This is a genomic window from Halomonas sp. SpR8 (genome assembly GCF_031010195.1).
Classification (GTDB): Bacteria; Pseudomonadota; Gammaproteobacteria; order Pseudomonadales; family Halomonadaceae; genus Vreelandella.
In genome coordinates this window covers 368,610-395,279 of record NZ_JAUAMC010000003.1, presented here as the reverse complement: position 1 = coordinate 395,279, position 26,670 = coordinate 368,610, and the positions used below count along the sequence as shown (strand labels likewise).

Sequence of the window (26,670 nt, the reverse complement as noted above, 5' to 3'; positions counted from 1 at the left end):
GATGGACAATCGCTCAAGAGCGGACAGGCTGCCCAGAGACCGCTAGAATACCCCCACTGAATCATGACATTGCTGTGGCAAACGCTATGGCAAAACGATGTTGCTAGTTATGATGTCAAAAGCAAAATCAATCCTATAACGAGGTTCGATGTGATTATTAAACCCAAAGTGCGCGGCTTTATTTGTACCACCACTCATCCTGTCGGCTGTGAGCAGAACGTTCGCGAACAGATCGAAGCGACCCGCGCCCGCGGCTTGGATAAGCAGGCTGGCCCAAAAAAAGTGCTCGTTATTGGGGCCTCAAGTGGCTATGGATTAGCCGCGCGTATCACCGCGGCGTTTGGCTACGGCGCAGACACCCTGGGCGTGTTCTTTGAAAAGCCAGCCACCGACAAAAAGCCAGGCACCGCCGGTTGGTACAACAGCGCTGCCTTCGACAAGTTCGCCAAGCAAGAAGGCCTATATAGCAACTCGATCAACGGCGATGCGTTCTCACACGAGGCGCGGGAAAAAGCCATTGAGCTGATCAAGCAGGATATGGGTGAAATCGATTTGGTGGTGTATTCGCTGGCATCCCCCGTGCGTAAGCTGCCAGACAGCGGCGAACTCAAACGGTCCAGTCTAAAGCCAATTGGCGAAACCTACCGCGCCACCGCTATCGATACTAATAAAGACGCGATTATTGAAGCGGAAGTCGAGCCCGCTACCCAGCAGGAGATCGACGACACCATCACCGTGATGGGTGGCGAAGATTGGGAGCTGTGGATGGAAGCCCTCGATCAAGCTGGTGTGTTGGCAGAAGGCGCTCGCAGCGTAGCGTTTAGCTATATTGGCACCGAAATCACCTGGCCGATCTACTGGCACGGTGCGTTGGGTAAAGCCAAGGAAGACCTTGATCGCGCCGCAACGGCGATCGACAGCAAGTTAAAAACCAGCGGCGGCGGTGCCAACGTGGCGGTGCTTAAGTCGGTGGTCACCCAGGCCAGCGCAGCGATTCCGGTCATGCCGCTTTACATCGCTATGGTCTATCGCATCATGAAAGAGCAGGGCCTGCACGAAGGCACAATTGATCAGTTGAACCGGCTATTCGGTGAGCAGCTCTATTCAGCCAAAGGGCTGCGTGGCGAACTTGCTACCGACGAAGCGGGTCGCCTACGCTTAGACGATTGGGAGTTGCGCGACGACGTGCAGCAAGCCTGCCAGGATCTATGGCCAGAAGTCACCACCGAAAACCTTTTCGAAATTACCGACTATGCTGGGTATAAGCACGAATTCTTGAAACTGTTTGGTTTCGAGCGTGACGATGTTGATTACGATGCCGACGTCAACCCAGAGGTTAAGTTTGACGTTGTGAATCTGTAAGCCATTCACTGACGCGCTAGCGCCGCGCCATTCGACCGGAACGCAGGAGGTGTTTATGGATACTAGGGAGAGCAAAACGCCGGAAGAAGAGAAGCAACACATTCTCAATGAGCGGATACCTGAGGATTATGAAACCTCAAAACCGCATCTACAGCCCGAAGCCAAGAAGCGACCAGAGGGGTTATACAAGCTGCTCCCTCTGGTGGTGATTGTTCTCGGCGTGATCGTGGTCAGTATCGTCGTGTTAGGCATTATTAATCGGGGAAATTAGTGCTTAACTAGGCTTTAAATTGCCGGGCTTTGGCCCGGCAATTTGCATTCATGCGTCACGTTTTTGCTGCAGTGGTCATAACGCTGCCATCCTCTACGCAATTGGGTAAGATGGTCGCTTCCCTAGGCCAATGGCGGTTTTTCATGCAGCTTTTCACGCGGTTTTTTATGCAGCTTTTTATACAACCCAGTCAGCTATCATGCTGCCCAACCCGTTAACTTCTCAAACTGGTATCTCTCGTCGGCGGGTGGCCTTTCTGCTGTTGCCGGGGTTTTCGCTATTGACCCACGCCAGTGCGCTGGAGCCGCTGCAAATGGCTAACCAGCTAAGTGGGCAAATGCTTTACCAAACCGTCACGCTTAGCCTCAATGATGAACCCGTGCGAAGTGGCGCCCAGCTTTCGCTAATAGCGCAACATGAGCTCAGTACTGCTCTAAGCCCACTCGACTTGCTGTTAGTATGCGCACCGACGCCGCTGCCCTATACGCTGCCTGCCAAGCTGAACGAATGGTTAAGAGGGCACCAGGGGCGCGGTGTGGCACTGGGCGGGCTAGCCGGTGGCACGGAGGTATTGGCGCGCTGTGGTTTGCTAGAAGGTTATCGGGCGACGCTGCCCTGGCAGCGTTTTGAGGCCTTTTCCCAGGCTTATCCGCAGGTGACGCTTTCTCAACAGCTGTTTGAAATTGACCGCGATAGACTCACCTGCGCGGGCGGTACTGCTGCCATGGACTTAATCCTCACGCTGATTGGTCAGCATCACGGAGCGCGCTTGGCGGAGCAGGTGTCTGAACAGTTTGCTTGCGACCGCATTCGCATGGCAGATGAGCGCCAGCACGTGCCGCTGCGTAGCCGTCTGGGCCACGCGCCGCAGAGCCTGGTGGATGCCGTGACACTGATGGAAGCCAACATAGAGGAGCCGCTCTCGACCCTGGAGCTGGCTGAGCACCTGGGGATTTCCCGGCGTCAGTTGGAGCGGCTATTTAAGAAATATCTTCAAATGGTGCCTAGCCGTTACTATCTCGACTTACGCTTGCGGGAAGCCCGCAAGCAACTGCGTGAGAGCGATCGGCCGGTAGGCGATATTGCTTTTGCCACAGGGTTCTCCTCTGGCGCTCACTTTTCTACCGCCTACCGACACCATTTCGGCATGACGCCGCGAGAAGAGCGCCTGGGATAAGCGCCGCTATTCATAATTTGCCGTCCCATTACTGAAAGCGGGCAACCTTGTTGGCCCCTTATACTGTTTGCATTCCTTTCCTCCACTGGAGCTAGCGTCCCATGAGCCATACCCCAAGCCGTCAAGATTACGACCACTACATGACGCCCAACTACTCACCACAGCAGGTCATTCCCGTGCGTGGTGAAGGTAGCCGCTTGTGGGATCAGCAGGGGCGTGAATATATCGATTTTGCCGGGGGCATTGCGGTTAACTCCCTTGGTCATTGCCATCCAGTGTTGGTCAATGCGCTCAAAGAGCAGGGCGAAAAGCTGTGGCACCTCTCCAACGTATTCACCAACGAGCCAGCGCTTGCCCTCGCCAAAACGCTGGTCGAGCGTACCTTCGCCGATAAAGTGTTCTTGTGCTCCTCTGGCGGTGAAGCCAATGAAGCTGCGCTTAAGCTGGCGCGCCGCTGGGCGGTGGATAACCACGGTGAAAACAAAGATAAAATCATCTCGTTCTACCAATCTTTCCACGGCCGCACTTTCTTTACCGTCAGCGTGGGTGGCCAACCCAAGTACTCCCAAGGCTTTGGCCCGGTGCCCGGCGGCATTCTGCACGCCAACTACAACGATCTGGAAAGCGTGCGCAAGCTGGTCGGCGACGATACCTGCGCGATTATGGTCGAGCCCATGCAGGGCGAGGGCGGTATCGTGCCCAGCACGCAAGCATTCCTCCAGGGTCTGCGCGACCTTTGTGATGAACATAACGCACTGCTGATTTTTGACGAAGTGCAAACCGGCGTTGGCCGCAGCGGCGAACTCTACGCCTATAAAAATTACGGCATTAAGCCGGATATTCTCACCAGCGCGAAATCCCTGGGCGGCGGTTTCCCCATTGGCGCCATGCTGGCAATCGACTCGGTGGCTAAATCGTTAGTTATCGGTACCCACGGCTCTACCTATGGCGGTAACGCGCTGGCATCCGCCGTTGCTCTGGCGGCAGTTGAATTTATCGACACCCCCGAGGTGCTTGAGGGGGTCAAAAAGCGTCACGATCTGTTCCGCGAGCATTTGGAGACCATCAACCGCAAGCACGGCGTGTTCAAAGAGATTCGTGGTATGGGCCTGTTGATGGGCGCCCAGATGTCGGACGCCTTTGAAGGCCGCGCCAAGGATATTCTGCCACTGGCCATTGAAGAGGGCCTGATGGCGCTGATCGCCGGGCCGAACGTACTGCGCATGGCGCCTTCGCTCGTTATTCCAGAGGCGGATATCGCCGAGGGCATGGCCCGCTTGGAGCGCGCGATTGAGCGGTTAGTTGCGGCCGCATGAGTGAACAACAGGCTGCGTCAGTCGTGTTAACGGAAGGGGAGGCGTCGAGAATGCTGGTAGTTCGACCCGTTAAAGCGTCAGATCTCATGGCGCTGGAGCAGTTGGCTGAGCACGCGGTGCCAAGGCTTACCAACTTACCCGCCAACCGTGAGCGGCTTCAGGAGCGCATTGCGCGCTCTCAAGACGCCTTTAACGGTGACGTTGAGTTTCCAGAAGACGAGCACTATACGTTTGTCCTGGCGGACGATACGCGCGAGGAAGTGCTGGGTACGGCCACTATCCGTGCCCAGGCGGGCGCCAACGAGGCCTATTACACTTACCGTCAGGAAACGCTGATTCACGCTTCCCAGCAGCTCAACGTGCGCCGCGAGGTGCAGACGCTGGCGCTCTCCCATGAAGTCTCTGATGCCACGCTGCTGTGCGCTTTCTCGCTTAACCCGCGCTATAAAGGGACCAGCGCGGAAAGTCTTTTACGTCGGGCGCGGCTGATGTTTATCGCCCAGTACCCTGAGCGCTTTTCGCGCATTCTGGCGGTGGCATTCCCCGGCTACTTGGATACCCGCAGCGAATCGCCGTTCTGGGAGAGCGTCGGGCGGCACTTTTTCGCCCGCAGCTTCCAGGATATGAATCACATTGCCGGAGTGCGTTCGAAAAGCTTTATTGCCGAAGTCATGCCCCAGTTTCCGCTCTATTTGCCGCTGCTAACGCCCCAGGCGCGTGCCGCGATAGGCCGTGAGCACCCGGCCCACGAAGAGGCGCTGGAAGAGATGCTGGCCGAGGGCTTTGTGCGTTCGCGGCATGTGGATATTTTCGACGCCGGGCCGATTGTCAAAGCCGAGCGCGAACGGCTGCAAACTTTCCGCAGTGCCGCCTGGCATCCGGTACGCATACGCCCGGAGCACACATTGCCTGACGCTGAACCGGCGCTGGTTGCCAATCAAAAGCTGAGTGAGTTCCGTTGCATCGTCGCGCGATACGCGCTCTCGCCCACCGGTCAGTTGATGCTATCTCCTGAACATGCCGAGCGGTTGAGCGTTACGGAAGGGCGGGCGGTACTTGCCGCGCCGCTAACGTTACCCACCGCGGTAGATGCACTCGATGAAGGAGAGATGTAATGCGCATTCGACCCATTGCCCGTGATGATTTGGATGGGCTTCAGGCGCTTGCGCAGCAGGCGGGTGTGGGGTTTACCTCGCTGCCGGATAATCGCGAGTTTCTGGCCGGTAAGATTGAATCCGCCGCCAGTGCCTTTGAAGAGCGCACCCCGGTGGATGACCGACTCTACTTCTTTGTGCTGGAAGACGAAGCAAGCGGCGAACTCGCTGGCTGCTGTGCCATAGAGGGCCAAGTGGGCCGCGAAGTGCCATTCTATAACTACCGGTTGGGCACCTTGGCCCACTCCTCGGTACAGTTGGATCTGCACCGCACCATCGATACGCTGTTTTTAAGCTCCGATCACACCGGTGACGCCGAAGTGTGCTCGCTGTTTCTGCGCCCGGAATACCGCGGCGAAGCCAACAAACATTTGCGCAACGGCGCGCTGCTCTCTAAAGCACGCTGGCTGTTTATCGCCCAGTTCCGCGACCGTTTCCCCGATAAAGTGCTGGCGGAGATGCGCGGTGTGTTTGACGAAAACAACACCAGTCCTTTCTGGGAGAGCCTGGGTAAACACTTCTTCCCCATGGATTTCAGTGAAGCGGATCGATTAACCGGTCTAGGGCAGAAAAGCTTTATCGGCGAGCTGATGCCCAAGTTCCCCATTTACACCACCTTTATGGCGGAAGAGGCGCGGGCCTGTATTGGTCAGGTGCATCGCCATACCCGCCCGGCGTTGGAGATGCTTAAAAAAGAGGGGCTGCGCTGGGAGGGCTATATCGATATTTTCGACGGTGGCCCGACGGTGGAAGCTTATATTGACGACGTGCGGGCTATCCGTAACTCACGGCTCTGCCAGGTGGAAATATCCAATAGCGCAGCGGAAGAGAGCGTTAGCCGCTGGCTGGCCGCCACCACCCAAATGCTGAACTTTACCGCCAGCTGGGTAGGTCGTGCGCCTACCGATGGCAACACCATCGTGCTTAGCGAACAAGAAGCGCAGCGTTTAGGCGTCGCTACCGGCGATACCCTTCGGCTACTCGAAACCTAGGCGACGTTTTTAGGAGATTTTTATGCACGCCCAACAGCAGCAACTCATCAATGGTGCCTGGGTCGCGGGCGACGCAGAGCCGTTGAGCAAGGTTGACCCCGTTTCCGGTCAACCGCTATGGCAAGCCGCGACCGCCAGCGCTGAGCAAGTCGCCGCCGCGGTAAAAGCCGCCCGCGGTGCCTTCCCCAACTGGGCACGCACCCCCTTTGCCGAGCGTCAGGCGCTGGTCGAACGGTTTGCCGGGGTGCTCAAAAACCGCGGTGAAGCGTTAGCCGTGGCGATAGCCTCTGAAACCGGTAAACCACTCTGGGAAGCGCGCACCGAAGCGGGTGCCATGGTGGGAAAGGTGGCGCTGTCGGTTAAGGCGTATAACGAGCGTACCGGCGAACGGGAAAAAGCCGTTGGCAGTGCAAAAGCCGTGTTGCGCCATCGCCCCCACGGCGTGATGGCGGTATTTGGCCCTTATAATTTCCCAGGTCATCTGCCCAACGGCCATATGGTGCCTGCGCTATTGGCGGGTAACTGTGTGGTCTTCAAGCCCAGCGACCAAACCCCGCTGACGGCAGATTTAACCCTGCAGTGCTGGCTGGAAGCCGGCCTGCCCGCAGGCGTTATCAACCTGGTGCAGGGCGGTGTGCCGGTGGGCCAAGCGCTGGCAGGTAACTCCGATATTGATGGGCTACTGTTTACCGGCAGCGCCAAAGTGGGCGGTATGCTGCACCAGCAGTTTGCCGGCCAACTGGATAAGATTTTGGCGCTGGAGCTGGGCGGCAATAACCCCCTGGTGGTGAAAGATGTCGACGACGAACGGGCCGCTGTGCTGGCGATTCTGCAGTCAGCGTTTCTTTCCGGCGGCCAACGCTGCACCTGCGCGCGGCGCTTAATGGTGCCGGAGGGTGCAGTCGGTGATCGCTTGATCGATGCGCTTTCAGAAGCTGTCACTAAGCTGCACGTGGCGGGTCAGTTCGAGGACGACCCAGCACCGTTTTATGGCGGTCTGGTCAGCATTGCTGCGGCAGATGGCCTGCTTAAGGCCCAGGATGAATTGGAGTCCATGGGCGGCACGGTAATCAACCGGATGCAGCGTCTGCAGGAGAACACCAGTTTGCTAAGCCCTGCGCTAATCGATGTAACAGGATTGGATGTGCCCGACGAGGAGCACTTCGGCCCGCTGCTAAAAATCCATCGCTATAGCGATTGGAATGAAGCTCTCGTGCTTGCCAACAACACTCGTTACGGGCTTTCCGCTGGGTTGATTGGCGGTGAGCAAGCCGATTGGGACGACTTTCTGCTGCGCATTCGCGCCGGGATCGTTAACTGGAACCGCCAAACCACCGGCGCCTCCGGCGATGCACCTTTCGGCGGCGTGGGTGACAGCGGCAACCACCGCCCCAGCGCGTTTTACGCGGCGGACTACTGCGCTTACCCGGTCGCTTCCATGGAAGCCGATAGCCTGGAGATGCCCGAGACCCTGCCGCCGGGAGTCAGCCTATGAGTGCTTCTGCGATCAATAACGTCCGAGAAGTCAATTTTGACGGCCTAGTCGGCCCGACCCATAACTACTCGGGGCTGGCGGTAGGTAACGTCGCTTCCATGAGCCACGGCGGGTTAGTGTCTAATCCCAAAGAGGGCGCATTGCAGGGTCTTCTAAAAATGAAGTCGTTGATGGACGCGGGCTATGCCCAAGGGGTGCTGCCACCCCAGCAGCGCCCAGATATTGGCGCACTGCGCGATTTGGGCTTTAGCGGCAGCAATAGAGATGTGCTGGCCCGAGCTGCCAAAGAGGCTCCTCAACTGCTGCGGGCAGTCTGCTCCGCGTCCAGTATGTGGACGGCGAACGCGGGCACTATCACGCCCAGCATGGATGCACCCGATAGTCGTGTACACCTCACCCCAGCCAACCTACAGTCCAGCTTTCACCGCTATTTAGAACCGCAAACGACAGGCTGCGTTCTAAAGGCAATTTTCCGCGACGAACAGCACTTCGCTCACCATCCGGTGCTGCCTGCAACGCCTGCCTTTTCCGATGAGGGTGCGGCCAACCACACCCGACTATGCGGTGAGTACGGCGAACCGGGCGTACATCTGTTTGTCTATGGCCGCCAGGCGTTTGGTGACGTGCGTAGCGGCGAGCGCGAACCCAAGCGCTATCCGGCTAGGCAAACCCTGGAAGCCAGCCAAGCGGTGGCTCGTCAGCACGGGTTAACGGAGGCGCAAACGGTGTTTGCCCAGCAGCACCCGGACGCCATCGACGCAGGGGTCTTCCACAACGATGTCATTGCCGTGGGCAACGGCCCCGTGCTGCTCTACCACGAAATGGCCTTTCTGGACGAAGAGGGCACCCTGGATGAGCTGCGCGCCAAAATGGCCACGCCGCTGATTCCTGTGCGCGTACCCTTGGAAGCGGTAAGCATGGAGGATGCGGTAGCCTCGTATCTGTTTAACTCGCAGCTACTCTCCAACCCGGACGGCACCATGACCCTGGTCGTGCCCGGCGAATGCCAAGAGCGTGAAGCGGTCTGGCGCACCATCCAGGACTACCTGCTGGCGGGCAATAACCCCATCAGCGAAGTGATCGTTAAAGACGTCAAGCAGAGCATGCGCAACGGCGGTGGCCCTGCCTGCCTGCGCCTGCGTGTTGTACTAACGGACGCTGAACGCGCCGCGCTCACCGGCCGTGTGCTGCTCACCGATGGGCTATACGATGATCTCACCGCTTGGGTGAATCGCCACTATCGCGACCGACTTGCCCCTGATGATCTCGCTGATCCACAGCTCGCGGAAGAGTCCCTCACTGCGCTGGGTGAGTTAACCCAGTTGTTAAAGATCGGGGCTGTTTATCCGTTTCAGTTGGGGTAGGGGATACGTCAGCCAGTAAAATAAAACGCCAAGGTAATGCCTTGGCGTTAATCGTATAGGGGAGAGCCGATACATCGCTCAAAGATAAACTCTAAAGGACGGTAGTCGCAGTAATAGCCTGCTATATTGGCTTCTATCCATTCATTGCGTTCAAGAGGATGCCATGAAAGGTGATAACCACAGTTGATTATCAGGTGTTCAAAAAACATTCGTTGCGCACGACCATTACCTTCGCGGAAGGGGTGAACGACATTCAAATCACCATATAGCTCCGCGCATGCGGGTATAAGATCTGCTTTTTCAAGCTGAGTGAAGTGGTTTCTTTCTGCAAGTTTATTGAATAGCTTTTCTGCCTCGGGAATGATGCGATTGACGTTGCAAAAACGCGTGTCGTCTTTGGCAATATCAATCGTTCGCACTTCTCCTGCCCAGTCATACAGGTCATGAAATAGCTGATGGTGAAGGCGTTTAAGATATGCAAAGTCGTAGGGCGGCAGCGAGAGTTCAATGCCATCAGCATTAATGAGCGACAACTCGCGCTCTGCCTCCTCAAGTTCTACTGCATCAAAAATCTCCAATTTATTACGCAGTATATCGGAGTCTGGGTAACAGTACGGATCCTGCCCCGTGCCGTACTTATCCATTAGCGAATTTTGTGCTTCTGATATTTAGCTATTACATCTGCTTTGCTGGCTTTTGGTGCTTGAGAGTCAACAGTGATCCCTTCAAGCGCCATGCTCGCTTGGTAATTGGAGCGTCGTACCTTCGCGTAATAGCGGCGCTTTGTTTCCAAAGAAACGTTGTTCATATTGCCTCCTTAGCTATTTGGCTCATTATAGCGGAATAACGTCGTGGTTCTCATCCCAATCGTGAGTCTATGCTAAACAGGCAGCAGCGCGGCGAGTCTTACCAATATCGAAGGCTAACGATCTCCAGATTACTGCTCTTCCAGGAGGCTAAGGATGCTATGATTTGTGTTAACTCTTCACATTGCGTCTCCTGTCGAGTTCTCCATTAATGGTAAGCAGCAATGAGACAATACATTTTGACCTTAATGATGGGAGTATTGTTAGCAATGTCTACAGAAACAAGTGCTAACGGCTTAGATTTCAAGGTGTTAGTTTCTGAGCAGGGCGCAGCGAGCCAAGTACCAACACTTCAGCGCTTTGAAGCGCGTGATGGAACAGGACTGGCGTATCGGCATTAACCCAGTGAATCTCCCACTGCACTGATTGTTCTTCATGGGTCAGGAGCGGACAGCAAATATTTGGCCACTTTTGCCCAGGCGTTAGCTGATGCAGGCGCCGCAACAGTGTATACCCCTGATATACGCGGTCATGGCCCTTCTCTGCAACGGCGCGGCGATATCGACTATATCAATCAGCTTATGGCTCGGAGACACTGGCTTATTCCTATCGTTTGATGACGGGGTTTAATCCTTCTAACTACCGAGATGACCTTCGTTCTATAAACGTGTCTAGCCTCTTCCTGATCGGCGCCGAGGATGAGGCCTTTTTCGCCGATCGATTTGAGTCTACTGTTCAACCACTTACCTCTGACGCAGAGGTCGCCATCGTCCCAGACACATCACACTTGGGGCTTTTAGTGAGTGAAGAAGGCATTGAAATGGTGCGTCATTGGCTTCAAGCGCTATAGGGCCAAAGAGTTACACGCTACCGCTGCCATTGCTTGAATGTTCGGCGATCGAAATACTACCGAGATTATGCTGATATGCCATTAATCGACATTCGCGCAGCACTCGCAACCGATATGGTTGATATTCAGACCTGCGCCCGCATGGCCTATGCAAAGTACATACAGCGTATCGGCCGTGAACCAGCACCGATGCATGCTGACTTTGCGAGCCAAATCGATAAAGGCTATATAGACGTTGCCACCTTTGATTTACAGTTTGCGGGCTACGTGGTGTTCTACCCAGATGGTGATTATGTTCATCTCGAAAACGTCGCCGTGCTGCCGATTTATAGTGGCAACGGTATTGGTAAGCACTTGATTGAACACGTTGAGCGTAAAGCCAAAGAGGCCGGGAACGAGGCGGTAGAACTCTATACGAATGAAGCCATGACGGAAAATCTTGCTATGTATGCGAAGCTTGGATACATCAAGATTGGTGGCAGGTGTGAGGCGGGTTTTAATCGCGTCTACTTCCGAAAACAGTTAAATTTTGGTAGCTGACTAGAAGAGAATTCCTAGTTCGGATGACTCAGTTGAAGCGTCAGACTTGAGTTTGCCACAGTTTTGGAGGCAGGCGATTTGAGGAAAGTATTAATAAGCGCCTGCCTTTTGGGGAAAAAGGTTCGCTACGATGGCGGCGCCCTTGCGGTGGCTGATCAGATCGTTGAGCGGTGGCGTTCTGAAGGCCGGATCGTTTCTGTCTGCCCTGAAGTTGAGGCGGGGATGAGTATTCCCAGGCAGCCAGCGGAAATTTTTATCAGCAACGGACAGAGTGTATTAAAAGGAGAAGCTGATGTGATTGAAAAAAATGGAACCAACGTCACTACCGATTTTTTGGCGGGTGCTTCCATTGCCTTGGATTTATGCCTTAAATTCAATATCACTGTCGCGGTACTCGCTGAATTCAGCCCATCATGTGGAAGCTCTGCTATTTATGATGGCAGTTTTTCCGGTAAAACAATGCCTGGTATGGGAGTAACCGCTGCGCTGCTTCGCCAGCATGGGGTTCACGTGTTTAATCAATATGAAATAGCGGAAGCCAACCAAGCGCTTCTCGCTAAACGTGGTGATTAAGAGATTGAAAAATAGAGGTATTTAGCCGCTATTAACACCCTGTTGAATTTTTTCGACTTGGGCAAGCGGCTAAAGTGGTTGCCATCGTTAAGCTTAATCGTCGTGAGTGGCACTGCTCTCATCGCTAGATTAACCTAGTGCTCACTGTATCGAGTCTTCGCGGCTTAATACCCTACGGTAAGTGCTTGTTGAATATGTATTGGCGTTTCTGCTTCATTGAGCATCGCCACCGCAAAATCCTCCATTGAAATACGCGACGCACCGTCATTGTCCGTGACGAGAGTGTCCGACCCAAGACGAAATGTGCCTGTCCGTTCTCCAGGACTGAGCATGGCGGCAGGGGAGAAGTAGGTCCATGCCGTGCGAGTTTCGGCAAGGCACCTTTCATACTGTGCTTGGCAGGCCTTGGCAATTTCTAGTGCCGTTGCCGGTAGAAAGTCTGGGGCTGTTAAGACCGTCTCGCCGTTGCGTCCGGGGATTAACAATCGTGCGGCTCCGCCCACCAATAGCACCCGCTGTTCTGCGAGGGCGCTCTCTAGAATCACATCCGTTAACGTCACAAGCAGCTCTTCTTGCCCCTCTGGTGGACGAACAGCACTGATAAGTAAATCCTGGCCTTCGACCACCTGCGCTAGCTGGCGCGGGTCTGATATATCGGCGACACGGTAACTTGCCTCAGCAGGCAGCTTATTAAGCTGATTTTCAGTTCTTACTACGCCTGTGACGTGATGTCCTCGTGCTAACGCTTCACTCATAATGCGTGTTCCGACGTCGCCTGCGGCACCCAATATCGCGATTTTCATGATAGTTATCTCTTGGTTTAGTTAATTTTGGTTTGGCTGTTTTTGATTTGGTTAGTACGAGGAAGCGGATTGGCTTTGCCAATATTGAGTAGGAAAACACCTGTGCCAATTAATACAATGCCTAGCAGTAAACCTTCGGGGGCGGCTTCTCCCTGGAGGAAAATAGCAACAGGTACCCCCACAACAGCGCCGACGGAACCCAATAAGCTCAGGAACACGGGGCCACCGCTTTTCTGTAGCAGGAACAGTAGTAAGAACTGGCCAGCGAACACTAGCGCTTGGAGCGCAATCAGCATGATGGGTAGGTGGTGCTGTGTTGGGACATTTAACGAAAACCCCGGTAAGAACCCTACTCCTAACAGGATTACAACAGCGGCAATTAGCATGCCGGGTGCTAGCGCATCGCTGGATACGCCTTCAGGCCAGCGTAGTGTTCGGTAAACGTTTCCGATGGCTAATAGCACTGGGCCAACCAGGGCAATGAGGATCCAGAGGTGATTGGCATCAGGCGAAGAGAGCTTACTGGTTGCTAAAGTGATGGCACCCAATAGCGCCGACATAACGCCAGCCGCTCGAATAAATTGGAATTTTTCTATTTTCAATAACAGTGCACCAACGTAGGTGAGCAGCGGCGGTAGGGTGATTATCAGCGCTACAAACCCTGCACCCACATGGGGGATAGCTGAGAAAAAGATTAAGTTAGAGCCAGCCACGCCAAGCAGTGCGGATACTGAGTAGTACTCAACCGAGCGAAAGCTAATAGGCGGTAAATGACCGCGGAGTGCTGAGATGGTCAGCAGAATTAACGCAGCCCCTGTGATTGACCAAAACAGAAATGCGAGTGCTGATAGCTGCATTTCACCGGCAAGTTTGGCCAAATTTGTTGATAGGCCTAGTAGTGCTCCACCTGACAGTAGATAAGCCAGTGGGGCAAGCCAGATTCTTTTGGATGAGTGTGTTGTCATTGTGTTTGATAATGTCATTAGCTACGCTCTCGATTAATGTCTTGATATCAAGATATATGCCATGTTTCTTGACGTCAAGATAAATGGGCGAAACGATAATTAGGAGCGCAGTACTTATATGGATCATGTAGATAGCATTCTTAATCAGTGGCGGCAGGAAAGGCCTGACCTTAATGTTGCTCCCATGGGCACCCTAGGACGGATTAAGCGGCTGAACCACACTTTAATGCGTGCAATGGAGAAGACCTGGGCGGAATACGGCCTGACTGACGCCAGCTTTGACGTTCTAGCGACTCTTCGCCGAGAGGGGGAGCCCTACGCGCTATCGCCGGGGGATTTGATGGCATCCACCATGGTGACCTCGGGCACCATGACTCATCGCATCAATCAACTGGAAAAGGCAGGGTTGATTGAGCGGGTCAAAAACCCCAATGATGGTCGCGGCTTTTTAATCTCTCTTTCCCAGCGCGGGTTCGATTTGATCGACGAAGCGGTGGCCGCCCATGTGGAAACCCAGGCTCAGTTGGTGAGTGGGCTGACTGACGAGCAACAAGCGCAACTTGATGAACTGCTCAAGCAGTTCTTGGCGGGGTTTGAGGACTTAGAATGAGTGAACAAAGATATCTCGAAAAATCACTCAACGCTCCTGTATACCCGCCACTAAAACAATCGCTTGAATTAGTGGAAAGCTCTTTGCCAAAGGTAGCCGTTGATGCTGGCTGCGGGTCTGGGCGTGATGCAATGTACTTGATGGAACACGGCTTTACGGTGCATGCCTTCGATAAAAGCGATGCGGCCATATCCCGCGTTCGTGAAGTTGGTGGTCGGCATATTGATAAAACGCTATTTCCTATGGTGTCCAGCTTTGAGCGGTTTGTGTATCCAAAAACGGTGCTCGTTAATGCATGCTCAAGCCTGTTTTTTTGTGATCCAGAGCGATTTGCTGGCGCTTGGCAAAATCTTACAAATTCACTGCTAAAGGGTGGTGTGTTTTGCGGTCATTTTATGGGCCCCAATGATAGCTGGGCTAAAATGGGGCGAGGAAATTTAACGATACATGCCTACTCTGAGATCCAAGCGCTATTTAATGGTCAGTTTATGATCATAGATATTGTTGAGCTCAACACAGAAGGTACGACACTGCTCGGTAAGACCAAGCATTGGCATGTTTACTCTGTTGTTGCTCAGAAGGTTATTTAACCCATCAAAGCAGAGCTTAAATCACTTCTTCCGAGCAGCATGGTAGGCAATTAAATAATCTCTACAGCTGTGCCAGCCACTACTGTTCCTCCTTGTTCGGGTACTTCAACCTGCAGCAGGCTTAATCGTCCCATCGCTTCACCCTGCTTTATCAGAAATTTTCCAGGCACATCCATTAACTTGGCATCGCGTAAATAACCGCCCAGGGCGGCCGCTGCAGCGCCAGTGGCAGGGTCTTCCACAACACCACCCACAGGGAAAGGATTGCGTGAATGGAAAAGGTTATCACTTTCGCGGAATATAAGCTGTAGCGTTGTTACTCCCTCTCGCGACATCCAAGACTTTAGTTTTTCAAAATCGTAGTCTAGTTGGTTCAGTCGACACTGGGAGTTGACCGCCAAAATAAGGTGCCAGACTCCGCCGTAGGCCAGGGCTGGAGGAATAGTGCGATCCAGTGCATCAGATCGCCACTGCAGTAGCGCGAGTACTTCATCGACAAGTTGTTCAGTAACAGGTTTATGGGCAGGCTCAACCGAGGTGAGTGCAGCCTGAATCTGACCATCAACCGAGTGAACCTTCACGGGTATGCGGCCTATTAATGTATCCAACTGATAAGTGCCGATACCACTTAGGCGCCCCAGCATAACGGCACTTGCAATCGTGGCATGACCACAAAAGTTGACCTCTGCTAGTGGGCTATAGTAACGAATGGTTCTAATGTCACCGCTTACTGGGGCGATAAATGCGGTTTCCGAGTAACCCACCTCTGCGGCGATACTCTGCATTGTCTTATTATCTGGCAGCGCATCACCAATCCAGACGCCCGCTGGGTTGCCCTTGGTTGGATCTGTCGAAAATGCCGCTAGTCGATATAAATGCTCACTCATGGTGCTCTGCTCCTAAAGGAATCATTTAAAAGAAAGCATCATTGTGACCTTAAAAATAATAATGGAAACTGCTTTATTGTCACCCATAGGGTTACTAGGATTTAGCCATGAGCAAAATCACTTCTCCTCCTTTAAACACCCTTCGTGCCTTTGAGGCTGCTGCACGATTAGGCAGCTTTGCCGCTGCTGCCCAGGAGCTTAGCCTGACCCCAGCAGCCGTCAGCCATCGTATAAAAGAGCTGGAGAGTAGGCTCGATATTGTGTTGTTTATACGCTTGCCACGGGGCGTAATCCTGACGGAGTCTGGCCGTCGCTACTATGGTCGTTTAGCTACTGTTTTTACCCAGATCGAACAAGCAACGAAAGAGCTTAGGCAACAGGGGATAGATGGCCCGCTGACGCTATCTGCCCCCCCACTCATTTATCCACTATTGGCTAATCCCACGGCTAGCTAATTTAAAAGCTCTTTACCCAGGCCTGCAGATAAAGCTGCGTGGTGAGAGTGAGTTATTGAGCTTTCGCGATAACCAAGCTGATATAGGCATCCGCTTTGGCACTGGTGACTACCCAAACCTTCATACTGAGCAGTTGATGGGCGATGCGGTGGCTGTCCTTGCTCCTACCATGTTGATAAGTAGGCTCAGCGACGTTCGTTCTGAAAGTTTATTGCAAACTCAACTTTTACTGGAAGACAGCACTATTCAGCCGTCAGAACCATGGAATACATGGCAGCCCTGGTTTCGTGAAGCGGGGGTTGAATGGCATTCATCATTACAGAAACTACAGTTCTCTGACAGCAGCCTGACCTTAACGGCCTGCGCTGAAGGGTTAGGACTCTGTATTGGCCGATACTCTATTGCCCGTCGACTACTTCAGGATAGGAAAGTCCAGGCAATCATGCCCTGGCGTAGCCATGAATTTGCCTATTACTTGGTATCGCATCCCGCTGAAGTTGAAAATCCGCGTGTTATGGCATTTAAACAGTGGTTAAGTGAAGAGATTAGAAATTTTCAAATGCCTTGAGTACCTGGATCGGCCAGCACTGAGCTAGATCCTTTGACTACGAAACCTCTCTCTTATCGTCTCCATAAATGCACGTACTCTGACCACATGGAGCAGGTCTGGATTCACTCTCTGACCATCGCTAGCACAATTTGAAGATCATCCCATCGTATCTGCTGTTCATTCATGCAAGCCTGATTCTCATTTTTAGCCAATGTTTTGGCGTATATGAACAGGTTAGCCTGTCGTCAAACCAATCGATAGGGGAGGCGCAGTATGAATGTGTTGATCGTTTTTGCTCATCCTGAGCGCAAGTCATTTAATGGCGGCCTTGTGGATGTGGCGGTCAAACAGCTGGTGGACGCGGGTCATACCGTCGAGGTGGATGATCTCTATGCTGAGCAGTTTGATCCGGTGGAGCGCGTTGAGCACTATACGCATAGCGCCGCGGTGTTGGACTACTTTTATCCCCTCAATGAGCAGCGGGCTCACTTCGAGAAAGGCTCATTACCACAGGATGTTCAGCGGGAGTTGGCGCGGCTGGAGTGGACTGATCTGGTGATCTTCCAGTTCCCTTTATGGTGGCACGCCCAGCCTGCCATTCTAAAAGGCTGGTTTGATCGCGTACTGGTATATGGAGGGCGCTACACAAGCCGTATGCGTTACGACCAAGGCTACTATCGCGGTAAGCAGGCGATGCTGTCAGTCACTACGGGCTCGCCGGAGAAGGCGTTTCGGCCCTTCGGTCGTGCCGGCAATATGGTGCACTGGCTATGGCCGATGCATGCATCGTTGTACTACGTTGGCTTTGATGTACTGGCCCCACAGGTAAGCTATGGCATTCAGGGCGGCGGTATTCGCTATCAAGAGGAAGCTGACATCATTGGCCATCTAGAGGCCTGCAAAGCGGCCTGGGTGGATCGCCTGACGAGTGTGGATAGCGAACGACCCATCCCCTTTACGGGTTGGGACGACTGGGATGATGAGGGCGTTTTACACCAGACAAGCCCGCTGCGCTGGCGGCTAGGCTGAGCTCGTGTAGACTCTTCACTGTCTACACAATCGATCAGCAAAAGGCCCGACCAGCGTCATGACCACCTTGAACCACCGTTTTTCCGATGCTGAGCGGCGTGGGCTCTACCGCGCCATCTTTGAGCGGCGCGATGTGCGCTCGCAGTTTTTGCCTGACCGGATTCCTCCTGAAGTGCTGAACCGCCTGTTGGAAGCTGCACATCATGCGCCGTCGGTTGGATTCATGCAGCCGTGGGATTTTATCGTGATTGAAAGTCGCGACGTTAGGGAGACGGTGCTGGCACTGTTCGAGCAGGAGAACCAGAAGGCCACCGAGCGCTTTGAAGGTGAGCGCCAAGCACATTACCGTAGCCTTAAGCTGCAAGGTATTATGGAAAGCCCGTTGAACCTTTGCATTACCTGCGACCGCAGCCGGGGCGGCCCTCATGTGCTGGGGCGCAATAGCATTGTCGATACCGATCTGTTCAGCACTTGTTTGGCAGTGCAAAACCTCTGGCTGGCAGCGCGAGCGGAAGGCATTGGTGTTGGTTGGGTGAGCATTCTCGACCAGGATCTGCTAAGTACGGCGCTGAACCTACCCGAGCATGTTTACCCACTGGCGTATCTCTGCCTTGGCTATGTAAGCGAATTTTTAGACCAGCCGGAGCTTGAGGCCAAAGGCTGGCGCTCCCGCCTGCCATTAAGTGAACTCGTGCATAGCGATAAGTGGGGACAATCATTTAGTAGTGATAATTGAAGCTGTTGCTGTTAGGGAGTGTTAGGGCATATCAATTGGATGTAACGAAGCATGCCCGCAACTGGCTATTAACTGGTTGGCGTGCTCACGTAGTGCCTCTTTGAGGCCATCCGGCTTGAGTACGGTAAATCGAAAAGGAAGCTGTGCCAGCCAAAAGGCAAACCACTCGAAGCTGTCGGTTCTGGTATTAAGTAATAGCCCACCTTCGACCTGTTCGAGTTGATCTGTACAGAATGAGTGGTTATCAAAGTAAGCGGCCGCGCTATGGTCAGTATGCAGTACCAGCGACACTTCATGAGTTGGGCCCCAGGACATGAGGCTTTCGCTCAAAAAAGCAGCTGCATCGAAGTGGTCGGGGCGTATAAAAGGATCGGCTAGTAGGTGAACGCCGCTGATACGATCCAGACGAAAGGAGCGCATGGCTCCCCTCAGGTGGCAAAAACCAACGACATACCACCGGCCTTGTTGGAAAACTAGTCCGTAGGGGTCGATCCGACGCGCAATTGGATCGTGCTGCGGAGAGTGGTAGATAAGCCCGACGGTTCGCATGGCTTCAGTGGCTTTAGTCAGTGTCTCAAGTGCACGGTCATCACGGCTGGGTTCACGCTGGGGTAAGAACACCTGAGTGGTCTCACTGATACTACGTACTCGTCTTTTTAAATTCGTAGGCATCACCCGTTCGAGCTTCGCTTGTACGCTGGCAATGGCGGGCGCTGCGTTCGTCAGGCCCAGTTGGCTGGCGGCCAATAAGCCTAGAGAAACGGCGAAAGTCTCTTCATCGGTAAACATCATGGGTGGCAGCTTGAAGCCTGCCACCAATCGGTAACCACCGTAGCGCCCCTGTTCGGTCACTATCGGCACACCTATATCTTCCAGCGCAGTAATGTAACGCCGGATAGTTCGTCGATCCACGCTTAGGCGTTCGGCCAACTCGGCTCCGCCCATCTGGCCATTAGTCTGCAGCAACTCAAGTACAGCAAGCACGCGCGTTGTGGGTCCAGCCATCGCCACCTTCCTCTCAAGGTTATTTTCGAAGTCTTGCAGAAAAAGTGCAGTATTGCGTTTATTTAGGACGCATTTTCGCCTATTAACCCACTAATCTTGCCTGGCAATATCTTGTGTCACTGAAAAATTGACTGAAAATGGAGCTCAGCATGTCAGAACTTACGTTTTACACTCATCCTATGTCTCGCGGGCGCGTGGTGCGCTGGATGCTGGAAGAAGTAGGTATACCCTATTCGGTAAAGGCGATGGAGTACGGCTCAGAGATGAAATCTGAGGACTACTTGGCCATAAACCCCATGGGGAAAGTGCCTGCCATTAAGCATGACAATACGGTGGTGACCGAAGTGGCCGCTATTTGTGCATACTTAGCGGATCAGTTTCCGGATAAAAAGCTGTCACCGCCCCCGCAATCTCCCGAACGCGGAACCTACTATCGCTGGCTGTTTTTTATGGCGGGTCCGTTTGAAATGGCGACCAGTGCCATGACTTATGATTGGAAAATCGATAGCAGCAACGCACAGGCCGTCGGCTGTGGCCAAGTGGAAGACAGCATCAATACGCTTGAAAAAGTCCTTAGTGAAAACAATTATATCTGCGGCGATCAGTTTACCGCTGCAGATATATTGGTTAGCAGTTATCTCTGGTGGGAAACGATGCAGAAGAACATCCAGCCAAACGAAGTGTTCAAGCATTACATAGAGCGCATGGAAAGCAGGCCAGCCGCCAAGCGGGCCAATGAGTTGGACGATAAACTGGCTGAGAAAATGAAGCCTGTCTCCATCTGATGATTTTGCCGCCAAACCTCTGGCCAGCAGCGTGTTCGGAAGGTATCGGCGCTGGCCAGCCTACCCTTAAATCGCTACTGTATTTGCTTGTGCTAAATAAGGCAGGGCACCGTTTATGCAAAGCGATATCTTCATCAAGCGGCTAAGAGCCGACGACCTTAATGCTGAAATAGTGGCGGGCTGGACATTTGAAGCCTGGGGGCATTTACACTCTGGGCTCACCCTAGAACAAGCCATTGAGCATCTAAAAAACGAATGTGGTCAGGGTGGCGTGCCTTCCATCTTTGTGGCAATGCAGGGTGAGACCCCTGTTGGGACTGCTAGCTTGATTGCTGATGATATGAGTATTCGCCGTGAATTGGCCCCGTGGCTGGCTTCGGTATTTGTCGTGCCCGAAAGGCGAGGGCAGGGTATTGCTTCGGCATTAGTGAAACGAGTGGAAATTGAGGCGCTTGAGAACGGTATTGAGCACTTTTATCTGTATACCCCAGACCAGCAGGCGCTCTATCGTCGCTTAGGTTGGCAAGATGTAGAAAGCCTTGAGTATCGAGGCGAAAATGTGACGTTGATGTCACGGCAGTTGGTGTAGTAAGGGGAGCTTATGATTAGTGGTCGTGCACTGCGTTACTTCGATACCGTGGCTCGCTGCCATTCGTTACGCCAAGCGGCGGCCCAGCTGCATATCGCTCCTACAGCGATTAGCCGTCAGATCGATTTACTCGAACACCAACTGGGTGCACCACTTATTGAGCGTGGCCCAAACGGTATTAGCCTGACCGCGGCGGGAGAGCTATTGGCCGCCCAGGCGCAGCGCACCCTGCGTGACCTAGAGCGGGTGCAGGAACATATCGCCGACCTTAAAGGTTTACGCACTGGCCGGGTAAGTCTGCAGGTGGCGGAAGGCGTTGTTGCGGGCTTGCTAGCTCCTGCGTTAGCTAAGATGGGGCTGCGCTTCCCTCATTTGAGTTTTGATATTGGGATCGTTAGCGCAAGCCAAATGGTGGAGGCACTACGCCGTGGCGATGCAGATATTGGCCTGTCGTTCTTTATGCCCCGCCACGATGACATCGTGTCGTTTGCCAGCGCGGAGTTACATCACCATGCCGTGATGGCCCCGGATCATCCGTTGGCCTCAGCTTGTGAGGTGAGTCTTCACACCTTGGCAGAGCACCGTCTGATCCTACCTGATGAATCCTACGGTGTGCGCCAAGCGCTGGAGCGCGCAGCACACCGGGCAGGCGTTACCCTAATCCCTACCTTCAAGACCGCTTCGTTGGAAACTCAAAAAGCACTTGCCCTTAACGGCGCGGGCGTTCTGGTATTGCCACCGATGGCGGTAGCCTGGGAGTGCCAATTAGGCGAGCTGGTGAGTGTTCCTCTATGCCCCTCGGAGCTGGAAGCTGCCAGAATTGATCTGTGCGTTTATCGCCATCGCCAGCGTAGCTTTGCCACTGAAGCGTGTCTTTCGTTGCTTGCGAGTGCACTGCAAACACTGTCAGTCCCATCATCCTAAAAGATCTTGAACCTAACAGACCTTGAACCTAACAGATTTTGAAACAACAGCGTGCACACAAAAAGTGGACACGCTGCGGTCATTATTGAAATAGCAGAAGACACGGTATGGGTTCATGCTGATCTTAACGACAGCGATAACAACAGCAAAAGGTAATGTGATGCCTGAACTACACCAACTTACGGCTACTCAGCTGCTGGATGGCTACCGCTTAAAATCGTTTTCTCCTAAAGAGGTGGCGGCTGCCTTGGTCGAGCATATTGCCATGTGGGAGCCGCACATCAATGCGCTCTATGCCTATCAGTCTGATGCATTCATTAAAGCAGCTGAAGCGTCTACCCAGCGCTGGGCCAGGGGCCAGCCTAGCGGCGCTTTGGATGGCGTGCCGATCACCCTTAAAGAGTTGATTGCCACCAAAGGGTTGCCGATCCCGATGGGAACAGGCCTTGGCGAGCAGGTAGCTGCCGCTGAAGACGCACCACCCGCCGCGCGTTTAGCGGAAGATAATGCGGTGCTGTTGGCGAAAACCACCTGCCCCGATTTTGGCATGCTCTCGTCCGGACTCTCATCGTTTCATGGTTTAACCCGTAACCCCTGGGATTTAGCCTGCAATACCGGCGGCTCAAGCTCCGGAGCTGGGGCGGCTGCGGCGGCTGGGTTCGGACCGCTACATGTGGGAACCGATATCGGTGGCTCCGTACGTTTGCCCGCCGCGTGGTGCGGCGTCGTCGGCTTTAAGCCTACTCTGGGTCGTATACCTATCGATCCGTATTATGTGGGTCGCTGTGCTGGGCCGATGACCCGCAGCGTAGAGGATGCGGCGTTAATGATGACGACACTTGCCCGCACGGATCGCCGCGACGCGATGCGCCTGCCGCCCAAAGAAATCAACTGGATGAATCTAGCGCTAGATATTAAGGGTTTGCGCGTGGGTGTGATGATAGAAGCGGGCTGCGGGTTACCTTTGAATGAGGAAATTCGTCTCCATGTTGAACAGGCCGCAAAGCAACTGGAAGCCGCTGGGGCAACGTTAGTATCGCTGGCGCCAGTGCTGACCCGCGACATGTTGGATGGGCTGGACCGCTTTTGGCAGGCCCGCCAATTGGGTGAGCTGCAAAAGCTCTCATCTGAAGAGCGTGAAAAGGTGCTACCCGCCATTTTAGCTTGGGCAGACGGTGGCACACGCTTAAGTGGCGTAGACGCGGTGCAGGGTTTTCAACAAACCATGGCCATGCGGCGCGCTACGGCGTCAGTATTTGATGAGGTAGACGCCGTTATTTCGCCGACTACGCCGAATATTGCCTTTCCCGCAGAGTGGCCATCGCCGACCAATGATCCGCGCCAGCCCTTTGAGCATATTGTGTATAACGTGCCGTGGAATATGGGCGAACAGCCTGCCATCTCGCTTAATGCTGGGTTCAGTAGCGGCAATATGCCGATAGGCGTGCAGTTGGTTGGCCCACGTTTTGCGGATCATTTTGTACTGAAGCTGGCGCGACAGCTTGAAGAGCGCTTGGCACTACCCATGCGCTGGCCAACGCTGCCAACTGATAAAGTGGGTGCTAAATAAAGCCGTTTTAAAAAACATTTTAAAAAGCCATCGTAAAAAACGGTTACTAAAAACCGTCATAAAAAACCATCTTTAAAACTTGAATTCAGAAACCAAGGGGAACACTCATGGGACGATTATTTGTGCTGCCTACCTCCCGAGCGGGCTGGGGGCTGTTAATCGCGTTTGTGGCACTGGTGCTGGCAGGTATATGGCCAGTGATTGGGTGGGTGAACCGGGCCACATTGGTGATGGGCTTGCCGCTGATAGTGGTGTGGAGTTACCTGGTGATTTTTGCCTGCGTAGTGGTAATGCTGATCGGCAACCGCATTGTGGAGCGAGACGACCATGAGTAGCCCCTGGCCACTACTGATAACCTTGACTTATGTTGCCATCGCGATGGTGATTGGCCTACGCGCCAGGGCAGGGCGCTCCATGAATAGCCTGGAAGAGTGGGGAGTGGCGGGCCGCAGCATGGGGCCGATAACGCTCTATCTGCTGATTGCCGCCGGTAGTGTGAGTGCTTATACCTTTATGGGCGCGCCGGGCTGGGCTTACTCCAAAGGGGTAGCGGTGTTTTATGTGGCGATCTACCTGGCTTATCTGGCGTTGGTAGCGTGGTACTTCGGCCCCAAAGTATGGCAGTTTGGTGAACAGTTTGGCCATGTGACTCAGGCGAGCGCCATTTCCGACCGCTACCAGAGCCCCGCGCTGGGCGCACTAGCGGCACTCGTTATGGCAATCGGCTCTATTGCCTACGCGGTACTGCAAACCATTGGCTCAGCGTATATTTTGTTTGTAATGAGCGGTGGTTTGATCCCCATTTGGCTAGGCGTCTTGCTGGTGCTGGCTTGTATTGCGGTGTATCTCTACGCCAGCGGTCAGCGAGCGATTGGCCGAACCAATGCATTTCAGGGCGTGTTAATGCTGATTGTGGCCTGGGCGGTTGGCCTGTGGGCTGTTCACAGTGCTACCGGTGGGCTGAGTTTTGCCGGAGTATTCGAACGCATTCAAATCGAGCATAGCGAGTTTCTCACTCTGCCGGGCGCAGGCGGCGATATGAGCTTTAGCTTCTGGACAACCTCGATTATCGTTTCGATGTTTTCATTTATGCCGCCGGTATGGACTCAGTGGATGAGTGCCTCTTCGGCGCGCACTATTCGCCGCAGTGCCACCTGGTTGCCTACTTATTATGTCGTCATTCTACCCATGGTTGTCGTTGGTTTTATCGGCATTTTCTCGCTGCCTGAGCTAGCCCGGGCCGATACCGTGGTACTCGAATACGCCATGCAACACTTGCCGGTGGTGCTGGTTGGATTGCTCGGCGCGGGAACCCTGGCGGCCTCAATGTCTTCAAGCGAGCCGTTTATCCATTCGGTATCGCTATCGCTCAGCAAAGATGTGCTTCAGCCAGTGCTAAAGCTTTCTGATGGCGTGACCGGCAAACTCGCCCGGCTGTTGATCCTGCCCATTATGTTCTTGGTGGTCGCGCCGCTGGCGATTGCCGAACCCGGCAGTTTGGTAATGATTCTGTTGGTGGGGCTAGGGTTCGCTTCCCAGGTGCTGCCGGCCTTTATCGGTATGTTCTTTTGGCCGCGGGCTTCTCGCTTGGGCGTGATGGCCGGTATCGTGGCGGGCTTTTTGATTACCGTGGCGTTTACTACGCTATGGCCGCACCCGCTAGGCATTCATGCGGGGTTCTGGGGGCTAATGCTTAATCTGCCGGTGTTTGTGACGGTCTCATTGATGACACCGGCTACCCATGCCGAGGTGGTGGAGCGCTTCTTTCGCATCGCTGCTCCCCGTGGATTCACCCGTTTGAGTCAATAGGTGTGTAGGGCGGCCACTGACTTAATCTATTCATGGTTATCGACTACCTTTATAACAAACCGTTTTTCTGCATCAACTTTTTTGCATCAAACAAGGTAATTCGATGAGTCATGCATTGACTGGACATAACCGTCCTCAGCGGGTGGTTGAGGCAACCCATCAGGCGAATAAGACCTTGCCAGCGGCCACCCGACAAGCCAAGTACGCAAAAATGGTGGCATCGCCCTACCGCTTTTACCGCGGTAGCAATCATCTGTATTGGAATGATGTATGGCACGATTGGCGTTTTGCCCTGTTTGGCGGCTGGCCCGAAACCCAAACCTGGCTGCAAGGCGATGCTCACGTCTACAACTTCGGCGCTTATGGTCATCATGACGATCAAGTCCGCTACGGCATGGATGACTTTGATGATGCGCTAATTGGCGACTACCAATATGATCTGTGGCGGCTAGCCATCAGCGTTGTGCTTGATAGCCGTGAAAACGCTGAGTTGGATCCAAAAGCGATCGATAAGGCGCTTAAAAAGTTACTAAAAGGCTACTACGAAACGCTGGCTGACCACGTAGACGGCAAGCCTCTTCACGCCGTGACGCTTGACAGCGCCAAAGGCCCGTTAAAGCCCTTTATGAGTAAAGTGGCGGATAAACAGAGCCGTGCCCGCATGCTCGAAAAGTGGACGGTGCTTGATGAGCAGAAGGGCCGCCAGTTCGCCGAGCGGCCGGGAAAACTTGCTAACCTGCCGGCAGATGTGGCCAGCCAACTGCGCCGCCTGATTGAGCAGGATTACCAACAAACGCTGCAACACGCCATAAAAGAGAGCGATCCCCACCATTTTCGCGTCAAAGATACGGCACGACGCCTGGATGCAGGCACCGGTTCCTTGGGTGTGGTGCGCTATTACATATTGATTGAAGGCGGTGTTGAACACGAGCACGATGACGTCATTCTGGATGTCAAAGAGCAGGTTCCCCCGGAAGCGTTTCGATTAATGGATAACAACCAGCAACAGGCGTGGCGAAAGTTATTCCCTAACGAAGCTATCCGCCATGCCGCTGCTTTCCACGCTATCGCCGAGCACCCAGACGCCTATCTCGGCTGGCTAACCATGAACGGCAAGGTGTTTTCAGTGCGTGAGCGCTCGCCGTTCAAGAAGGATTTTCCTACCCATAAACTCTCTGGTGGTAAGTCGTATCGAAAACTGGCCCAGCAGTGGGGGCAAATTCTCGCTCGAGAACACCTTCGCGGCGCTCAGGCGCTGAATCAGGGGAACTCAACACGCTTTGCCAAGGCTGTTTGTCAGCGATTAAAAGGGCGCGAAGCGCTGTTTGTGGAGGTGGTTTCGACGCTTGCAGTCGCTTACGCCGACTGTACAGAGCAGGATTATGCGGTCTTTATCGACCACTTTTTGGCGACCAATACGGACTAGCGTTGAGAGGGCATAGCCTTAATACAGCATAGATATG

Annotated in this window: 31 protein-coding genes; 25 read left to right on the top strand and 6 right to left on the bottom strand. The window is 53.8% G+C overall.

Annotated elements, in window-relative coordinates; all coding sequences use genetic code 11:
- Window positions 1-150: 150 nt before the first annotated feature.
- From fabV to astB, 8 genes are all read left to right on the top strand, one after another.
- Window positions 151-1,362 carry an enoyl-ACP reductase FabV gene (fabV, locus tag QT230_RS08425; RefSeq protein WP_308321169.1) on the top strand — a complete coding sequence of 404 codons (1,212 nt, stop codon included), beginning with the start codon at window positions 151-153 and terminating at the stop codon, window positions 1,360-1,362.
- A 55-nt stretch (window positions 1,363-1,417) separates the two neighbouring features.
- Window positions 1,418-1,633: a hypothetical protein gene (locus tag QT230_RS08420; protein ID WP_308321168.1), complete on the top strand. Its 216-nt coding sequence runs from the start codon at window positions 1,418-1,420 to the stop codon at window positions 1,631-1,633.
- 199 nt (window positions 1,634-1,832) lie between these two features.
- The gene (locus tag QT230_RS08415; protein WP_308321167.1) at window positions 1,833-2,810 is read left to right on the top strand and encodes a GlxA family transcriptional regulator; all 978 of its coding nucleotides are present in this window, start codon (window positions 1,833-1,835) and stop codon (window positions 2,808-2,810) included.
- 101 nt (window positions 2,811-2,911) lie between these two features.
- Window positions 2,912-4,126 carry an aspartate aminotransferase family protein gene (locus QT230_RS08410; protein WP_308321166.1) on the top strand — a complete coding sequence of 405 codons (1,215 nt, stop codon included), beginning with the start codon at window positions 2,912-2,914 and terminating at the stop codon, window positions 4,124-4,126.
- 50 nt (window positions 4,127-4,176) lie between these two features.
- On the top strand, window positions 4,177-5,241 hold the full coding sequence (locus tag QT230_RS08405; RefSeq protein ID WP_308321165.1) for an arginine N-succinyltransferase: 1,065 nt from the start codon (window positions 4,177-4,179) through the stop codon (window positions 5,239-5,241).
- Window positions 5,241-6,272 carry an arginine N-succinyltransferase gene (astA, locus tag QT230_RS08400; RefSeq protein WP_308321164.1) on the top strand — a complete coding sequence of 344 codons (1,032 nt, stop codon included), beginning with the start codon at window positions 5,241-5,243 and terminating at the stop codon, window positions 6,270-6,272. The genes QT230_RS08405 and astA overlap by 1 nt, the downstream gene beginning before the upstream one ends.
- Window positions 6,273-6,294: 22 nt before the next feature.
- Window positions 6,295-7,767 (top strand): succinylglutamate-semialdehyde dehydrogenase, encoded by a 1,473-nt coding sequence (gene astD, locus QT230_RS08395; protein WP_308321163.1) that lies wholly within the window; start codon window positions 6,295-6,297, stop codon window positions 7,765-7,767.
- Complete coding sequence (astB, locus tag QT230_RS08390) at window positions 7,764-9,131, top strand: N-succinylarginine dihydrolase (protein ID WP_308321162.1); 1,368 nt, start codon at window positions 7,764-7,766, stop codon at window positions 9,129-9,131. The genes astD and astB overlap by 4 nt, the downstream gene beginning before the upstream one ends.
- A 47-nt stretch (window positions 9,132-9,178) precedes the next feature.
- Here the strand turns inward: astB and QT230_RS08385 are convergent, their stop codons facing one another.
- Both QT230_RS08385 and QT230_RS08380 read right to left on the bottom strand, forming a co-directional pair.
- A complete protein-coding gene (locus tag QT230_RS08385) occupies window positions 9,179-9,775 on the bottom strand; it encodes a putative adenosine monophosphate-protein transferase Fic (RefSeq protein WP_308321161.1) in 597 nt (198 codons plus the stop codon).
- Entirely contained in the window at window positions 9,775-9,939 is a 165-nt protein-coding gene (locus QT230_RS08380) for a YhfG family protein (RefSeq protein ID WP_308321160.1), read from the bottom strand. Before QT230_RS08380 ends, QT230_RS08385 begins: the two co-directional genes overlap by 1 nt.
- A 267-nt stretch (window positions 9,940-10,206) precedes the next feature.
- Between QT230_RS08380 and QT230_RS08375 the strand changes: the two genes are divergently transcribed.
- From QT230_RS08375 to QT230_RS08365, 4 genes are all read left to right on the top strand, one after another.
- Window positions 10,207-10,338, top strand: coding sequence for a hypothetical protein (locus QT230_RS08375; protein WP_308321159.1), 132 nt, complete (start codon window positions 10,207-10,209; stop codon window positions 10,336-10,338).
- Between the two features lie 21 nt (window positions 10,339-10,359).
- A complete protein-coding gene (locus QT230_RS20855) occupies window positions 10,360-10,554 on the top strand; it encodes a serine aminopeptidase domain-containing protein (RefSeq protein WP_374694452.1) in 195 nt (64 codons plus the stop codon).
- Window positions 10,555-10,862: 308 nt separating this feature from the next.
- Window positions 10,863-11,327, top strand: a complete 465-nt coding sequence (locus QT230_RS08370) for a GNAT family N-acetyltransferase (RefSeq protein WP_308321158.1) — start codon at window positions 10,863-10,865, stop codon at window positions 11,325-11,327.
- Window positions 11,328-11,405: 78 nt separating this feature from the next.
- A complete protein-coding gene (locus tag QT230_RS08365) occupies window positions 11,406-11,900 on the top strand; it encodes a DUF523 domain-containing protein (RefSeq protein WP_308321156.1) in 495 nt (164 codons plus the stop codon).
- A gap of 164 nt (window positions 11,901-12,064) precedes the next feature.
- Here the strand turns inward: QT230_RS08365 and QT230_RS08360 are convergent, their stop codons facing one another.
- Entirely contained in the window at window positions 12,065-12,703 is a 639-nt protein-coding gene (locus QT230_RS08360; RefSeq protein ID WP_308321155.1) for an NAD(P)H-binding protein, read from the bottom strand.
- A 17-nt stretch (window positions 12,704-12,720) separates the two neighbouring features.
- Window positions 12,721-13,686: a DMT family transporter gene (locus QT230_RS08355; RefSeq protein ID WP_308321154.1), complete on the bottom strand. Its 966-nt coding sequence runs from the start codon at window positions 13,684-13,686 to the stop codon at window positions 12,721-12,723.
- Between the two features lie 100 nt (window positions 13,687-13,786).
- Here QT230_RS08355 and QT230_RS08350 point away from each other — a divergent pair, with 100 nt between their 5' ends.
- Both QT230_RS08350 and QT230_RS08345 read left to right on the top strand, forming a co-directional pair.
- Entirely contained in the window at window positions 13,787-14,278 is a 492-nt protein-coding gene (locus tag QT230_RS08350; protein ID WP_308321153.1) for a MarR family transcriptional regulator, read from the top strand.
- A complete protein-coding gene (locus QT230_RS08345; RefSeq protein WP_308321152.1) occupies window positions 14,275-14,868 on the top strand; it encodes a methyltransferase domain-containing protein in 594 nt (197 codons plus the stop codon). The genes QT230_RS08350 and QT230_RS08345 overlap by 4 nt, the downstream gene beginning before the upstream one ends.
- Before the next feature lie 50 nt (window positions 14,869-14,918).
- Here QT230_RS08345 and QT230_RS08340 read toward each other — a convergent pair whose 3' ends face one another.
- Complete coding sequence (locus QT230_RS08340; protein WP_308321151.1) at window positions 14,919-15,755, bottom strand: PhzF family phenazine biosynthesis isomerase; 837 nt, start codon at window positions 15,753-15,755, stop codon at window positions 14,919-14,921.
- Between the two features lie 107 nt (window positions 15,756-15,862).
- Between QT230_RS08340 and QT230_RS08335 the strand changes: the two genes are divergently transcribed.
- The 4 genes from QT230_RS08335 to bluB all read left to right on the top strand — a co-directional run bounded on the left by QT230_RS08335 (window position 15,863) and on the right by bluB (window position 18,525).
- Window positions 15,863-16,210 (top strand): LysR family transcriptional regulator, encoded by a 348-nt coding sequence (locus QT230_RS08335; protein WP_308321150.1) that lies wholly within the window; start codon window positions 15,863-15,865, stop codon window positions 16,208-16,210.
- Window positions 16,161-16,778 carry a LysR substrate-binding domain-containing protein gene (locus QT230_RS08330; protein ID WP_308321401.1) on the top strand — a complete coding sequence of 206 codons (618 nt, stop codon included), beginning with the start codon at window positions 16,161-16,163 and terminating at the stop codon, window positions 16,776-16,778. The genes QT230_RS08335 and QT230_RS08330 overlap by 50 nt, the downstream gene beginning before the upstream one ends.
- A gap of 255 nt (window positions 16,779-17,033) precedes the next feature.
- Window positions 17,034-17,789 (top strand): NAD(P)H-dependent oxidoreductase, encoded by a 756-nt coding sequence (locus QT230_RS08325; RefSeq protein ID WP_308321149.1) that lies wholly within the window; start codon window positions 17,034-17,036, stop codon window positions 17,787-17,789.
- 58 nt (window positions 17,790-17,847) lie between these two features.
- Window positions 17,848-18,525, top strand: a complete 678-nt coding sequence (gene bluB / locus QT230_RS08320; RefSeq protein WP_308321148.1) for a 5,6-dimethylbenzimidazole synthase — start codon at window positions 17,848-17,850, stop codon at window positions 18,523-18,525.
- A gap of 21 nt (window positions 18,526-18,546) precedes the next feature.
- On the opposite strand, the gene QT230_RS08315 is transcribed toward bluB, so the two are convergent.
- Window positions 18,547-19,530: a YafY family protein gene (locus QT230_RS08315; RefSeq protein WP_308321147.1), complete on the bottom strand. Its 984-nt coding sequence runs from the start codon at window positions 19,528-19,530 to the stop codon at window positions 18,547-18,549.
- Between the two features lie 149 nt (window positions 19,531-19,679).
- Here QT230_RS08315 and QT230_RS08310 point away from each other — a divergent pair, with 149 nt between their 5' ends.
- From QT230_RS08310 to QT230_RS08280, 7 genes are all read left to right on the top strand, one after another.
- Window positions 19,680-20,315, top strand: a complete 636-nt coding sequence (locus QT230_RS08310; RefSeq protein WP_308321146.1) for a glutathione S-transferase family protein — start codon at window positions 19,680-19,682, stop codon at window positions 20,313-20,315.
- 115 nt (window positions 20,316-20,430) lie between these two features.
- The gene (locus QT230_RS08305; protein ID WP_308321145.1) at window positions 20,431-20,904 is read left to right on the top strand and encodes a GNAT family N-acetyltransferase; all 474 of its coding nucleotides are present in this window, start codon (window positions 20,431-20,433) and stop codon (window positions 20,902-20,904) included.
- A gap of 12 nt (window positions 20,905-20,916) precedes the next feature.
- Window positions 20,917-21,828, top strand: coding sequence for a LysR family transcriptional regulator (locus QT230_RS08300; protein ID WP_308321144.1), 912 nt, complete (start codon window positions 20,917-20,919; stop codon window positions 21,826-21,828).
- Between the two features lie 160 nt (window positions 21,829-21,988).
- On the top strand, window positions 21,989-23,398 hold the full coding sequence (locus QT230_RS08295; RefSeq protein ID WP_308321143.1) for an amidase: 1,410 nt from the start codon (window positions 21,989-21,991) through the stop codon (window positions 23,396-23,398).
- Between the two features lie 107 nt (window positions 23,399-23,505).
- The gene (locus tag QT230_RS08290) at window positions 23,506-23,733 is read left to right on the top strand and encodes a hypothetical protein (RefSeq protein ID WP_308321142.1); all 228 of its coding nucleotides are present in this window, start codon (window positions 23,506-23,508) and stop codon (window positions 23,731-23,733) included.
- The gene (locus tag QT230_RS08285) at window positions 23,726-25,207 is read left to right on the top strand and encodes a sodium:solute symporter family protein (protein ID WP_308321140.1); all 1,482 of its coding nucleotides are present in this window, start codon (window positions 23,726-23,728) and stop codon (window positions 25,205-25,207) included. The genes QT230_RS08290 and QT230_RS08285 overlap by 8 nt, the downstream gene beginning before the upstream one ends.
- A 103-nt stretch (window positions 25,208-25,310) precedes the next feature.
- A complete protein-coding gene (locus tag QT230_RS08280; RefSeq protein ID WP_308321139.1) occupies window positions 25,311-26,633 on the top strand; it encodes a DUF2252 family protein in 1,323 nt (440 codons plus the stop codon).
- Window positions 26,634-26,670 lie beyond the last annotated feature (37 nt).

Bases quoted from the DNA above. Each gene is read 5' to 3' on its own strand.
- QT230_RS08350 (WP_308321153.1), top strand. From the start codon at position 13,787: ATGGATCATGTAGATAGCATTCTTAATCAGTGGCGGCAGGAAAGGCCT.
- QT230_RS08405 (WP_308321165.1), top strand. From the start codon at position 4,177: ATGCTGGTAGTTCGACCCGTTAAAGCGTCAGATCTCATGGCGCTGGAG.
- QT230_RS08360 (WP_308321155.1), bottom strand. From the start codon at position 12,703: ATGAAAATCGCGATATTGGGTGCCGCAGGCGACGTCGGAACACGCATT.
- QT230_RS08340 (WP_308321151.1), bottom strand. From the start codon at position 15,755: ATGAGTGAGCATTTATATCGACTAGCGGCATTTTCGACAGATCCAACC.
- QT230_RS08370 (WP_308321158.1), top strand. From the start codon at position 10,863: ATGCCATTAATCGACATTCGCGCAGCACTCGCAACCGATATGGTTGAT.
- QT230_RS08345 (WP_308321152.1), top strand. From the start codon at position 14,275: ATGAGTGAACAAAGATATCTCGAAAAATCACTCAACGCTCCTGTATAC.
- QT230_RS08410 (WP_308321166.1), top strand. From the start codon at position 2,912: ATGAGCCATACCCCAAGCCGTCAAGATTACGACCACTACATGACGCCC.
- QT230_RS08295 (WP_308321143.1), top strand. From the start codon at position 21,989: ATGCCTGAACTACACCAACTTACGGCTACTCAGCTGCTGGATGGCTAC.
- QT230_RS08385 (WP_308321161.1), bottom strand. From the start codon at position 9,775: ATGGATAAGTACGGCACGGGGCAGGATCCGTACTGTTACCCAGACTCC.
- QT230_RS08420 (WP_308321168.1), top strand. From the start codon at position 1,418: ATGGATACTAGGGAGAGCAAAACGCCGGAAGAAGAGAAGCAACACATT.
- QT230_RS08415 (WP_308321167.1), top strand. From the start codon at position 1,833: ATGCTGCCCAACCCGTTAACTTCTCAAACTGGTATCTCTCGTCGGCGG.
- QT230_RS08335 (WP_308321150.1), top strand. From the start codon at position 15,863: ATGAGCAAAATCACTTCTCCTCCTTTAAACACCCTTCGTGCCTTTGAG.
- QT230_RS08325 (WP_308321149.1), top strand. From the start codon at position 17,034: ATGAATGTGTTGATCGTTTTTGCTCATCCTGAGCGCAAGTCATTTAAT.
- QT230_RS08300 (WP_308321144.1), top strand. From the start codon at position 20,917: ATGATTAGTGGTCGTGCACTGCGTTACTTCGATACCGTGGCTCGCTGC.
- QT230_RS08310 (WP_308321146.1), top strand. From the start codon at position 19,680: ATGTCAGAACTTACGTTTTACACTCATCCTATGTCTCGCGGGCGCGTG.
- QT230_RS08280 (WP_308321139.1), top strand. From the start codon at position 25,311: ATGAGTCATGCATTGACTGGACATAACCGTCCTCAGCGGGTGGTTGAG.
- QT230_RS08315 (WP_308321147.1), bottom strand. From the start codon at position 19,530: ATGGCTGGACCCACAACGCGCGTGCTTGCTGTACTTGAGTTGCTGCAG.
- astD (WP_308321163.1), top strand. From the start codon at position 6,295: ATGCACGCCCAACAGCAGCAACTCATCAATGGTGCCTGGGTCGCGGGC.
- QT230_RS08380 (WP_308321160.1), bottom strand. From the start codon at position 9,939: ATGAACAACGTTTCTTTGGAAACAAAGCGCCGCTATTACGCGAAGGTA.
- QT230_RS08305 (WP_308321145.1), top strand. From the start codon at position 20,431: ATGCAAAGCGATATCTTCATCAAGCGGCTAAGAGCCGACGACCTTAAT.
- QT230_RS08375 (WP_308321159.1), top strand. From the start codon at position 10,207: ATGTCTACAGAAACAAGTGCTAACGGCTTAGATTTCAAGGTGTTAGTT.
- astA (WP_308321164.1), top strand. From the start codon at position 5,241: ATGCGCATTCGACCCATTGCCCGTGATGATTTGGATGGGCTTCAGGCG.
- astB (WP_308321162.1), top strand. From the start codon at position 7,764: ATGAGTGCTTCTGCGATCAATAACGTCCGAGAAGTCAATTTTGACGGC.
- bluB (WP_308321148.1), top strand. From the start codon at position 17,848: ATGACCACCTTGAACCACCGTTTTTCCGATGCTGAGCGGCGTGGGCTC.
- QT230_RS08290 (WP_308321142.1), top strand. From the start codon at position 23,506: ATGGGACGATTATTTGTGCTGCCTACCTCCCGAGCGGGCTGGGGGCTG.
- QT230_RS08285 (WP_308321140.1), top strand. From the start codon at position 23,726: ATGAGTAGCCCCTGGCCACTACTGATAACCTTGACTTATGTTGCCATC.
- QT230_RS08355 (WP_308321154.1), bottom strand. From the start codon at position 13,686: ATGACATTATCAAACACAATGACAACACACTCATCCAAAAGAATCTGG.